General features: G+C 35.7%; 11 protein-coding genes and 1 tRNA gene. All 12 read right to left on the bottom strand.

What is annotated here, in order from left to right:
- Positions 1-358: 358 nt before the first annotated feature.
- Positions 359-4,465, bottom strand: coding sequence for a DNA-directed RNA polymerase subunit beta (rpoB, locus tag AAGD39_RS04270; protein ID WP_341756174.1), 4,107 nt, complete (start codon positions 4,463-4,465; stop codon positions 359-361).
- Between the two features lie 962 nt (positions 4,466-5,427).
- Positions 5,428-5,796, bottom strand: a complete 369-nt coding sequence (rplL, locus tag AAGD39_RS04265; RefSeq protein ID WP_341756173.1) for a 50S ribosomal protein L7/L12 — start codon at positions 5,794-5,796, stop codon at positions 5,428-5,430.
- 32 nt (positions 5,797-5,828) lie between these two features.
- Complete coding sequence (rplJ, locus tag AAGD39_RS04260) at positions 5,829-6,338, bottom strand: 50S ribosomal protein L10 (RefSeq protein ID WP_341756172.1); 510 nt, start codon at positions 6,336-6,338, stop codon at positions 5,829-5,831.
- A gap of 21 nt (positions 6,339-6,359) precedes the next feature.
- Positions 6,360-7,088, bottom strand: coding sequence for a 50S ribosomal protein L1 (gene rplA, locus AAGD39_RS04255; RefSeq protein WP_341756171.1), 729 nt, complete (start codon positions 7,086-7,088; stop codon positions 6,360-6,362).
- A 3-nt stretch (positions 7,089-7,091) separates the two neighbouring features.
- Positions 7,092-7,526, bottom strand: a complete 435-nt coding sequence (gene rplK / locus AAGD39_RS04250) for a 50S ribosomal protein L11 (protein WP_341756170.1) — start codon at positions 7,524-7,526, stop codon at positions 7,092-7,094.
- 358 nt (positions 7,527-7,884) lie between these two features.
- On the bottom strand, positions 7,885-8,433 hold the full coding sequence (gene nusG, locus AAGD39_RS04245) for a transcription termination/antitermination protein NusG (RefSeq protein ID WP_341757229.1): 549 nt from the start codon (positions 8,431-8,433) through the stop codon (positions 7,885-7,887).
- A gap of 31 nt (positions 8,434-8,464) precedes the next feature.
- Complete coding sequence (secE, locus tag AAGD39_RS04240) at positions 8,465-8,665, bottom strand: preprotein translocase subunit SecE (RefSeq protein WP_341756169.1); 201 nt, start codon at positions 8,663-8,665, stop codon at positions 8,465-8,467.
- Between the two features lie 20 nt (positions 8,666-8,685).
- Positions 8,686-8,761 (bottom strand) — tRNA-Trp (locus AAGD39_RS04235).
- Positions 8,762-8,817: 56 nt separating this feature from the next.
- A complete protein-coding gene (locus AAGD39_RS04230; RefSeq protein WP_341756168.1) occupies positions 8,818-9,078 on the bottom strand; it encodes a hypothetical protein in 261 nt (86 codons plus the stop codon).
- A 90-nt stretch (positions 9,079-9,168) separates the two neighbouring features.
- Complete coding sequence (gene fusA, locus AAGD39_RS04225; RefSeq protein WP_341756167.1) at positions 9,169-11,244, bottom strand: elongation factor G; 2,076 nt, start codon at positions 11,242-11,244, stop codon at positions 9,169-9,171.
- Positions 11,245-11,262: 18 nt separating this feature from the next.
- Complete coding sequence (rpsG, locus tag AAGD39_RS04220) at positions 11,263-11,742, bottom strand: 30S ribosomal protein S7 (RefSeq protein WP_341756166.1); 480 nt, start codon at positions 11,740-11,742, stop codon at positions 11,263-11,265.
- 19 nt (positions 11,743-11,761) lie between these two features.
- A complete protein-coding gene (rpsL, locus tag AAGD39_RS04215; protein WP_341756165.1) occupies positions 11,762-12,148 on the bottom strand; it encodes a 30S ribosomal protein S12 in 387 nt (128 codons plus the stop codon).
- Positions 12,149-12,259 lie beyond the last annotated feature (111 nt).

Here is a 12,259-nt window from a genome sequence, read left to right as displayed (position 1 = left end):
ATTAGGTTATATCTATAAATATAGCAGATTTTTATGTTGCACTAATAGCTGCTTTCATTATTTTTGCATAAAATTGCAATTTCCGTATAGGCACACTAGGAGATTAAATTCCTACGTCATACTGAAGCCTCTTGGGCCATCCATCCTAAGCACCCTTTCCTACGTCATCCTGAGTTCTCTTGGGTCTTGAAGCCTTCTAGGTTATCCTGAACTTATTTTAGGATCTAGCCTGTACACACAAAAGATCCTGAAATAAATTCAGGATGACTTAGGAAAGGAGAGTTCAGGATGACCTAGAAGACTCCAAGACCCAAGAGAACCCAGGATGACTATTATTAAATTCAGCTTATCACAAAACCTAATCTGTTGCAGTATCTTCAAGTTTTACATTCAAACATAAGGATCTGAACTCTTTGATCATTACGTTAAATGACTCTGGAATACCAGATTCAAAATTATTATCACCTCGGACAATAGACTCATAAATTTTAATCCTACCAACCACATCATCCGATTTTACAGTTAGCATTTCTTGTAACGTATAAGCAGCACCATAAGCTTGCAAGCCCCAACATTCCATCTCACCGAACCTCTGACCACCAAAATGCGATTTACCGCCTAATGGTTGTTGAGTTACCAAACTATAAGGACCAATAGAACGAGCATGGATTTTATCATCAGCCAAATGGTGTAGTTTTAGGAAATATTTATAGCCAACTGTAACGGTACGATCAAAATATTCTCCTGTTCTACCATCAATCAACTTAATTTGACCGGATGGGTCTTGATCTGCCAAAGTTAGCATTTCTTTTACATTCTCAACCTTTGCTCCATCAAAAACCGGAGTTGAAAAATATACCCCCTTATCGATATTATTACAAAATGCCATAATTTCTTCAGTGGACATTTTCTTTATATCTTTTGACGTTGAATTATGTCCATATACTGTGGATACAAAAGATTTAAGCTCTTCTATATCAATATTATTGTTATGAACTTGCTCCAACATAGAAGATATTTTTTTACCAAGATTCACTGCCGCCCAACCAAGATGAGTCTCTAGAACCTGTCCTATATTCATCCGTGAAGGTAAGCCAAGTGGGTTAAGAACTATATCAACTACTGTACCATCTTCTAAAAATGGCATATCTTCTTCTGGCATAATACGAGAGATCACCCCCTTATTCCCGTGTCTTCCTGCCATTTTATCCCCAGGTTGTAGCTTATGTTTAGTCGCAATAAATACTTTTACAACTTTAAGAGCCCCTTGTGGTAAGTCATCACCACTTTGTAATTTTTCTACTTTGCTAGAAAAACGCTTATTGAGCCTATCTTTTTTTTCATCATAATGACGTTTAATTTGTTCAATTTCATTCATTACATCAGCATCTTCAACAATCAGCTGCCAAAACTGTCCTTTAGATAATGATTTAAGGGTTTGATCACTAATTAATTGACCGGATTTTACGGATTTAGGGCCACTAACAACCGTTTGACCTATTAAAATCTTCTCCAAACGCATAAAAACAAAATGCTCTACGATGCGAAGTTCATCATCTCTATCTTTTGATAATTTTTCAATTTGTTGTTTTTCAATAGCTATAGCACGCTCATCTTTTTCTACTCCCCTACGAGAAAATACCCGTACTTCCACCACTGTACCAGCGATTCCAGAAGGAACACGTAAAGATGAATCCCGCACATCCGAAGCCTTTTCTCCAAAAATAGCACGAAGTAATTTCTCTTCTGGAGTCATAGGTGACTCACTTTTAGGAGTAACCTTACCCACCAAAATATCGCCAGGTTTTACTTCTGCCCCAACATATACTATACCTACTTCGTCAAGATGACGTAAACTTTCATCACTAACATTTGGAATATCACGAGTAATTTCTTCAGGACCAAGCCTAGTATCTCGAGCAATTATTTCAAATTCTTCAATATGAATTGAAGTATAAACATCATCTTTTACAATACGTTCTGATATTAAAATTGAATCTTCAAAATTATAACCACTCCATGGTAAGAAAGCTACCAGAACATTTCTGCCAAGAGCTATCTCTCCATTATCTGTGCTTGGTCCATCAGCAATTACTTCACCTTTTACTACATAATCACCAACATTAATTAACGGCTTTTGATTAATACAAGTATTATGGTTAGATCTTTGAAATTTTAATAAATTATAAATATCTACACCAGGTGAGCCATCTGTTTTTTGTTCCTTAGTCCTTATTACTATTCTAGTTGAGTCAACTTGCTCTACTATTCCATCATGTAAGGCTACAACTGAAACGCCAGAATCTTGTGCAACAATTCCTTCAATACCAGTCCCAACTAAAGGGGCATCACTCCTAATAAGTGGTACAGCCTGACGTTGCATGTTTGATCCCATCAATGCTCTATTAGCATCATCATTTTCCAAAAATGGAATAAGTGATGCAGCAACAGAAACAACTTGCATCGGGGTAACGTCAATATAATCTATTTCGCTCGGGGTAAGCATAACAAAATTACCACCATCAATCCGACAATTAATTAACTCTTCCTGTAACAAACCCTTTTGATCGATGACTGCATTAGCTTGAGCAATTTTATATTTCCCTTCTTCAATAGCTGATAAGTAAACAACTTCATCAGTTACATGACCATCTACAACTTTTCGATAAGGCGTTTCAATGAAACCATGTTTATTAACCCTAGCATAAGTAGCCATGGAATTAATCAACCCTATATTCTGTCCTTCTGGTGTTTCAATTGGACAAATACGTCCATAGTGGGTAGGATGAACGTCCCTTACTTCAAATCCAGCTCTCTCTCTACTAATTCCACCAGGTCCTAAAGCTGATAATCTTCTCTTATGAGTTATTTCTGATAATGGATTAGTTTGGTCCATAAACTGAGAAAGTTGTGAAGTGCTAAAAAACTCTTTTACGACAGAAACTAAAACCTTTGAATTTACTAAATCATGAGGCATAACCGCATCAAGATCAACCACGGACATTCTTTCAAGCACAGATTTCTCCATACGAACAAGACCAATCCTAAATTGATTCTCAATTAACTCACCAACTGATCTAACTCTTCTATTACCAAGGTGATCAATATCATCTATCGAACCTTTACCATCTTTTAGATCTACTAAAACTTTAATAATATGTTTAATATCTTCAAGAGTTAAAATAGCTGTAGATTCTGGTATATTCATTTCCAATCTTGAATTCATTTTAATACGACCAACTTCTGAAAGATCATATCTTTCAGGTTCAAAAAACAAATTATTAAATAATACCTTAGCAGCGTCAATATTAGCAGGTTCTCCTGGTCTTAATACCCTAAATATGTCTATCAACGCTGATTCATAGCTTTGATTTTTATCAGCAAATAAGGTATTTCTTATGTAAGGACCTGATTGGCTATTTATAGCAAGTACGTCGACAGACGAAATTCCAAGAGCCATAATAGAATCTAGCATATCTATTGTGATCATTTCACCAATGGCAGCTAATACTTCACCATTATCCGGATTAATAAGGTCACGTGATAAATATTTTCCTACTAAATACTCACGTTCTACTAAAATATTTTTTACTCCATCTTGAGCAAACTTCTTAGCCAAACGAGGGGTAATCTTCTGACTAGATGCAAGTATCATATTGCCAGTATCCGCATCAACTAAATCAGTAACAAGTCTATGAGCGGTTATAGATTCCGGTATAAACTTCGTTGCCCAACATCCATTCTTGGTAAAACAGGTTACTGTATCATAGTAGAACTTCATAATTTCATCAGTAGACATTCCAATAGCTCTCAGAAGAGTAGTAGCATAAAGCTTTCTTTTCCTATCTATTCTAAAATACATAATATCTTTAGCATCAAATTCAAAATCTAGCCATGATCCTCTATAGGGTATAACCCTAGCAGAATACAAAAACTTCCCTGAAGAGTGAACTTTGCCCTCATCATGATAGAAAAATACCCCAGGTGACCTATGCATCTGTGATACTACTACCCTTTCTGTACCATTAATAATAAAGGTACCATTTTTGGTCATTAGGGGAATATCCCCCATATAAACTTCTTGTTCTTTAATACCTTTGATTTCTCTTGCTCCAGTATCTTCATCAATGTCCCAAATACTCAATCGCAATGTAACTTTAAGGGGAGCAGCATAACTAAGACCTCTTTGAGTACATTCCTCAACGTCATATTTAGGATTATCAAATTCATATTTAGCAAATTCTAAATAGGCAATATTAGATGGATCATGAATCGGAAAGATTGAACTTAATACTGATTGTAATCCTTTGTTTTCTCGCTTAAGGTCTTTAACGCCAAATTGTAAAAAACCTTTTTCATAAGAATTTTTTTGAACCTCAATCAAATTTGGTATAGATGCCACCAAATTTATGTGACCAAAATTCTTTCTTATGCGTTTACCAATTGATAAAGATTGCGTTGTCATATAATCTCCTGATTAATTTCTATATCTTAACGCGAGTTGCCAATATATAATTGGTAACTCGGCTGTAATCTTAAAAAAATAGACTTATTGCTGTGAACAAAGTTTTTGTCATATTTTTGATAAAAATTATAGCTTTTAATAATTTTTTGTTTTGAAACCAAGCAAAAAGCCACTTAAAGAACTCGATTTAGAAATAATCCATACTCGAATGATTTAGAGAATTGGAATATAAAACAAGAAAGAAGCTTAGCATGCATACTAGGAACAAAAGCATCTGCATAGTTTGTAGTTTTACGGAACCAATTCTTTAAATTATTCGAGTATAATCTTAAATTATTCTTATTTTCGCTAAACAGTATGAATAAATTTTTTAATGTAAAAATATAATGTGGGTTACTAAATCTGTTGCAAATACTCACCTGATTCAGAATTTTAGATAAACAAATACAAAATTCTCCCATGACAAAAAAAATCTGCCCTAGAAGTTTAATAGCTTTTTGTTTATATTTTTGTATAAAATGCAATAGCTTTTGTAGGCACAAAAATATATTTAGCACCATAACTCTTAAGAAAAATAGAATATCACACAACAAGTTCATTCCCATTATCAACAATACAAACCTAGATTTAGTACTAAAAATTCTTTCATCAAACTATCTATGTATAACTAACACAATTAACATCGCACCAAATCCACAAATGTCATTGCGAGGAACTATTTTATAGTAGTGAAGCAATTATAAGTTGTCATTCTTAGCAATAGCGAGAATCTATATCCCTCTACTTACACAAGGATGACAAAAAACAAGATTGCTTCGTTATCTATCAAAGTAATTCTTCACTAATAAATGCCAAGCTATTTTCTCTATGACTTTTAAACTGCCATGTGTAAGGTAAGTTATTTGTATCAACTCCAATCAAATCAACCTATAATTTTCATAAAATAATTGATATTATGGAAATTATTTTAATTCAACTTTTGCTCCAGCTGCTTCTAATTTTGCTTTAAAGCTTTCAGCTTCTTCTTTATTTACGCCTGACTTAACTGTTTTTGGGGCAGCATCAACTAACTCCTTAGCTTCTTTTAAGCCAAGACCAGTAAGCTCTCTAGTTACCTTAATAACTTCTATTTTCTTATCACCACTACTAACTAAAACAACTTCAAATGCTGTCTTTTCTGCAACTGCTTCTGATGCGGCAGCAGTTGCAGCCACTGCTACAGGAGCGGCGGCTGTTACACCCCATTTTTCTTCCAGCATTTTTGAAAGCTCTGCAGCTTGAATTACCGTAAGTGTTGACAATTGATCTACAATTTTTACTAGGTCTGTCATAATTTTCTTCCTTTTAAAACTTTTTTATTAAATTAACTTTTATCTGCATAAGCTTGCAAAACTCTAGCAAGCCTAGATGCCGGAGCTTGTATAACTCCTGCAATTTTAGTTGCAGGGGCTTGTAGCACCCCAATAATTTTGCCTCTAAGCTCATCTAATGAAGGTAATTTTGCCAATTGTTGTACAGAATGTGCATCTAATACTTGATTATTTACTAACCCACCAACTACTTTTAAACATTCATTAGTTTTGGCAAATTCTACGATAAGCTTTGCAGCTTCAACAAGGTCTTCAGAATATGCTAACGCTGTGGGACCAGCAAGCAAATGTGCAATATTATCAATACCAGCCTTATTGGCTGCTATTTTTGATAAAGTATTTTTAACTACTTTGAACCCCACATTTTTTGCTTTAAGAGACCTACGTAGTGTAGTTACTTGACTAACAGTAAGCCCATGATAATGAGTAATTATCACGGAGTTTGACCGCTGATACACTCCTTCAAGTTCTACAACAAACTCATGTTTCTCTGATCTTAACACCTTAACTCTCCTTGTCGTGTTTTACGATATACTTGCTAAATCTATTTTTACTGATGGACCCATAGTAGAAGATAGATATATTGCTTTTAAATAATTTCCTTTAGCACCAGAAGGCTTTGCTTTAACTACAGCAGATATCAAGGTTGATGCATTATTTAGCAAGTCTTGTTTGGAGAATGATAATTTACCAACTCCAGCATGAATAATACCAGCCTTTTCAACCCTATACTCTACTTGACCGCTTTTAGCATTTTTAATTGCCGTTACGATATCTGTAGTTACCGTCCCAAGTTTTGGATTGGGCATTAAACCCTTTGGACCAAGAATTCTTGCCACCGTACCTATTACTGACATCATATTTGGTGTTGCAATACAAACGTCAAAATTAATTTCCCCAGCCTTAATATCATCAATAATTTCCGTAGAACCAGCAATATCTGCTCCAGCTGCCTTGGCTTCTTCTATCTGTTCATCCTTACAAATCACTGCGACTCTGCTAACTTTACCGGTACCAGCTGGCAATGCAACAACACCACGTACCATTTGATCCGAGTGTTTAGGATCTACTCCTAGTTTCATCACCACTTCCAAAGTAGAGTCAAATTTAGTATAGGATACAGACTTTAATGCTTCTATTCCTTCTGCTAAAGTACGGTTGTTAGCCAGCTCTATATTCTTCCTCGCTGCCCTTATCTTCTTACCACCAGTTAGTTTTCTATTATTCACAGCATCCTTTTTATCAACTATCATACATTAATCTCCTACTACTTCAAGACCCATAGATTCAGCAGTACCACGAATAATTTTAGCGGCAGCTATTAAACTATCAGTATTAAGATCTACCATCTTAATTTTTGCAATTTCAATGCAATCTGACATGGTAACCTTACCAACAAATGCTTCTTTTTTAGTAGCACTAGAACCTTTCGGAATTTTAGCAAATTGTTTTAAGTAATACGATGCCGGAGAAGTCTTAGTTACAAAAGTAAAACTATTATCTTCGTAAGCAGTAATTACCACTGGAATAGGCATCCCTGGTTCAACGCCTTGAGTAGCAGCATTAAATGCCTTACAAAACTCCATAATATTAAGTTTTTTCTGACCAAGGGCAGGACCAATAGGAGGGGATGGATTAGCCTTACCCGCTGGCACAGTTAATTTAATATAAGCTGTTATTTTTTTTGCCATTATAGTCCTATCTTTACTTATTTAACAACAATTGGTAATTATCTAATAATAACTTACCAGTTGGCATATTAGACTTACTGCATAAGTCAATCTAGTTGGTGATTTTGTCGTCGAAACTCGCCCTCCGCTCCTCACGTACGTCTGTGTACGCGAAGGTAGCCGGCTTCGTTTCTCCTAAAAATCCCTCAACTATCTTTGATTTATGTAGCAAGTCTATTGTTTAACTACAAAAATCTCATTATACGTCTATTAGCGAGACCACGTAGTGTGATCACGGCAATCCACTATTCATTAAATTGGATTGCTTCGCCGCCGCAAAGCCACTCCTCGCGATGACAGTTAATCGCCACAAAGCAGCCTAATTATTTTTTTTCACTTGCGTAAAATTTAATTCTATAGGAGTCGCTTTACCAAAAATAGATATAGACACACGCAACCTATTTTTGTCATAATCAATTTCTTCTATAACCCCTGTAAAAGTCTCAAATGGACCATCAGTAACAATTATTGCTTCACCAATCTCATACAATTTCGAAATTCTAGCGTCCTTGGTTTCAGACTCAAGTTTGCTAAAAATATTTTGTATTTCTTTTTCACTAAGAGCTTGCGGTGTACTTTTACCACCTAAGAAACCTGTAACCTTAGTTACACTTTTTACCAAATGCCAAGTATCATCGGTCATCTTCATTTTAATCAGAATATAACCAGGCATAAATTTCTTTTCTGTCTTGATGTTCTTACCACGTTTAACTTCAGGCACCTCAATAACCGGAACAACAATATCCTCAAAAAACTCCGACATACCCTGCTTAGCAATTTGATCAAGAATCATTTGCTTTACACGCTTTTCTGAACCAGATAATGTATGAATAACGTACCACTGCACCACAATTTTCCTTAAACTTATTCTTTATTCTTCTGATCTGATTTGAGTATTCCTACTTCCCAATATTAAGTAAAAGCTGCATTATACTATGTATACCGTAGTCTAATACCAAACAAATTATACTAAAAATAAATACAGCCACTACTACTATAATAGTTGAAGTTATCAATTCCTTCTTACCAAGCCAAACAATTCTAAAAACTTCTTGCTTTACTTGCCCGTAAAATTTATATACTATATTTTCCTTTAACATATTATACGAACTCATTATATTGGCAGGAGCGACAGGAATCGAACCCGCAACCTTCGGTTTTGGAGACCGATGCTCTACCAATTGAGCTACACTCCTATCATATTTTTATTAAAAAATCAAACTATTTCTTAATAAATTACAATCACAGCAATTTAAAAGTTATAGAAAAAACAACCAATGTCATTGTGAGTAGGCGTAAGCCTACGAAGCAATCCATTTTGGTTACTTATTAGACTTATTGCATAAGTCAATCTAGTTGGTGATTTTGTCGTCGAAACTCGCCTCCGCTCCTCACGTACGTCCGTGTACGCTGCGGTACTCGGCTTCGTTTCTCCTAAAAATCCCTCAACTATCTTTGATTTATGCAGCAAGTCTATTGTGGATTGCTTCGTCGACCTACGGTCTTCTCGCAATGACTTTGACCACACCCAACTTATTAAATCACCATAAATTACAATAGCACATTATATATATTCCACTAATACTTTACGTGGAAAATATTTTTATTTCTTAGCTTTAATAGTTTCAGCCACCTGTAATGGTACTTGCTCATAATGAGAGAAAAGCATACTATATTGAGACCTACCTTGCGATAAAGAACGCAAAGTACTAACATAGCCAAACATTTCAGCTAGAGGTACATTGGCAGTTATAACTTGTGCATTACCTCTTGGATCCATGCTTTGCATTTGTCCTCTACGACTATTTAGGTCGCCAATAATATCACCCATATATTCATTTGGAGTAATCACTTCCACTTTCATAATTGGTTCAAGTAACTTTGGACTACCTTTCGGCATACCTTCCCTAAAAGCAGCCTTGGTAGCTATCTCAAATGCTAGTACACTTGAATCCACGTCATGGAATGCTCCATCTATCAAAGTTGCTTTGAAATCAATCATCGGATAGCCAGCAACTACCCCTGTATCTTTAATATTATTTAGACCCTTTTCAACACCAGGAATAAATTCCTTTGGTATAGCTCCACCAACAATTTTGCTTTCAAAAATAAATCCTTCCCCAGCTTCTTGAGGCTCGAATATTATTTTAACCCGTGCAAACTGCCCAGCTCCACCAGATTGCTTTTTATGTGTATAATCAATCTCACACTTCTTAGTAATTGTTTCACGATAAGCTACTTGTGGTGCTCCAACATTAACCTCAACTTTAAATTCACGTTTCATACGATCAACCATGATCTCTAGGTGCAGCTCACCCATACCTTTAATAACAGTCTGACCACTTTCTTGATCAGTCGACACTCTAAAAGATGGATCTTCAGCAGCCAACCTAGACAAAGCCATTCCCATTTTTTCTTGATCGGCAGTTGATTTTGGTTCTACGGCTAATTCAATAACCGGTTCAGGAAATTCCATTCTCTCTAAAATAACCTGCTTATCTGCACCACACAAAGTATCACCAGTAGTAGTATTCTTAAGACCAGCTAAAGCAACAATATCTCCTGCCAAAGCTTCTTTAACATCTTCCCTTTCATTAGCATGCATAAGCAACATTCTACCTACTCGTTCCTTTTGGTTCTTTACCGTATTAATCACGGTAACACCAGAACTAATCTTACCAGAATAAATCCTAACAAATGTAAGAGACCCAACAAATGGATCTGTCATTACTTTAAATGCTAAAGCAGCAAGAGGCTCAGAGGCTGAAATTTTAAAATCTTTTTCTTCTCCAGAATCAACATCTACCCCTCTAACGGTTCCAATATCAACCGGTGAAGGTAAATAATCAACAACTGCATCTAACAAAGGCTGTACACCTTTATTTTTAAAAGCACTACCACATAATACCGGGAAAAAAGCTCTATCAATTGTCCCTTTCCTTATTGCTGATTTAATTTCTTCTTCAGTAAGCTCCTCAGCTGACAAATATTTTTCCATCAAATGATCATCAATCTCAGCAACCATTTCAAGAAGCAAGGCACGATATTCTTCAACCCTTTCTAGCATATCACTAGGAATGTCTTGGTATGAATATTCAGCCCCAAGAGATTCATCTTTCCAAATTATTGCCTTCATCTTAACTAGGTCAATAACTCCTTTAAAATTTTCTTCAATACCAACTGGTAACTGAATTACCAGAGGTTTTGCCCCAAGACGATCTTTGATCATTTCTACGCATTGATAAAAATTAGCACCCATTCTGTCCATCTTATTGACAAAACACATTCTAGGCACTCCATATTTATCAGCCTGTCTCCATACTATCTCTGATTGCGGCTCAACACCAGCCACACCATCAAATACCGCTACTGCTCCATCAAGAACACGCAGAGATCTCTCTACTTCTATAGTAAAATCTACGTGACCTGGTGTATCAATAATATTAATTCTCTTATTTTGCCAATAACAAGTAGTAGCAGCAGAAGTAATGGTAATACCGCGTTCTTGTTCTTGTTCCATCCAATCCATGGTAGCACCACCTTCATGGACTTCACCAATCTTATGTGATTTTCCAGTATAGAAAAGAATACGCTCGGTTGTAGTAGTTTTACCAGCGTCAATATGAGCACAAATCCCGATATTACGAGTATTAGCAAGAGAAAATTCCGTAGTTGACATATAACTTAATTACCTTGGTTACGATTTTTTAGGACTAAAATGAGCAAAAGCTTTATTAGCTTCAGCCATTTTATGGGTATCCTCTCTCTTTTTAATAGCGACTCCTCTACTATTTGACGCTTCAAATAATTCCTCTGCCAACTTATCAATCATCATTTTCTCAGAACGTTTATTTGCTGCATTAATAATCCAACGTGATGCAAGTGCATATCCTCTTCTTTCATCAACAGGAGACGGGACCTGATAATTTGCCCCACCTACCCGTACTGACGTAACTTCAAGATATGGCTTAACATTATTCATTGCATTATTAAAAGTTTCATAAGGATCTACCTTATGCTTTTTCTCTATCTTACTAAAAGCAGAATATACTATTTTTTCAGCTAGAGCTTTTTTCCCTTCTCTCATAATATTATTAATGAACCTAGCAAGCAGAGGGCTATTATACTTCATATCAGGCAAGACAACCCTTCTCTCTGCGGCATGACGACGTGACATCTTATCTCTCTATTTCAAATTATTTTTTTACAGCTTGCTGCTTCGCTGACGTACCATAACGTGAGCGTCCTTGTTTACGATTTTTTACACCCTGAGTATCATAAGCACCGCGTACTATATGGTACTTAACACCTGGAAGATCAGGAACCCTTCCACCCCTGACCAATACTGTCGAGTGTTCTTGTAAATTATGTCCTTCACCAGGTATATAAGCATTAACATACTGTCCATTACTTAAGCGAACACGTGCCATCTTACGAAGGCCAGAGTTAGGCTTCTTAGGAGTAACAGTCTTCACTATTACACAAACACCTTTCAAAAATGGATTGGATTCCAAAGCCGGGGATTTTGTTCTACGAATCTTCGACTGTCTTCCAAAACGTACTAACTGATTATTTGTTGGCATCCAATACTCCAAAATTATTTCTTTTGACTCTTAATCTAATAAGAATATATACAAATCCTTAAAGTTACGAAAAACTATATACCTTACCACTTTCACTTTAAGAGGCAACAG

It is taken from the genome of Candidatus Tisiphia endosymbiont of Nemotelus nigrinus (assembly GCF_964026475.1).
Lineage (GTDB): Bacteria > Pseudomonadota > Alphaproteobacteria > Rickettsiales > Rickettsiaceae > Tisiphia.
The sequence above is the reverse complement of the archived record's forward strand: the minus strand, read 5'-3'. Positions and strand labels throughout refer to the sequence as shown.

What these genes read in the sequence shown, in the direction of transcription:
- rplL (WP_341756173.1), bottom strand. Translation starts at nt 5,796, where the DNA reads ATGACAGACCTAGTAAAAATTGTAGATCAATTGTCAACACTTACGGTA.
- rplK (WP_341756170.1), bottom strand. Translation starts at nt 7,526, where the DNA reads ATGGCAAAAAAAATAACAGCTTATATTAAATTAACTGTGCCAGCGGGT.
- secE (WP_341756169.1), bottom strand. Translation starts at nt 8,665, where the DNA reads ATGTTAAAGGAAAATATAGTATATAAATTTTACGGGCAAGTAAAGCAA.
- rplA (WP_341756171.1), bottom strand. Translation starts at nt 7,088, where the DNA reads ATGATAGTTGATAAAAAGGATGCTGTGAATAATAGAAAACTAACTGGT.
- rpsL (WP_341756165.1), bottom strand. Translation starts at nt 12,148, where the DNA reads ATGCCAACAAATAATCAGTTAGTACGTTTTGGAAGACAGTCGAAGATT.
- fusA (WP_341756167.1), bottom strand. Translation starts at nt 11,244, where the DNA reads ATGTCAACTACGGAATTTTCTCTTGCTAATACTCGTAATATCGGGATT.
- rpoB (WP_341756174.1), bottom strand. Translation starts at nt 4,465, where the DNA reads ATGACAACGCAATCTTTATCAATTGGTAAACGCATAAGAAAGAATTTT.
- rpsG (WP_341756166.1), bottom strand. Translation starts at nt 11,742, where the DNA reads ATGTCACGTCGTCATGCCGCAGAGAGAAGGGTTGTCTTGCCTGATATG.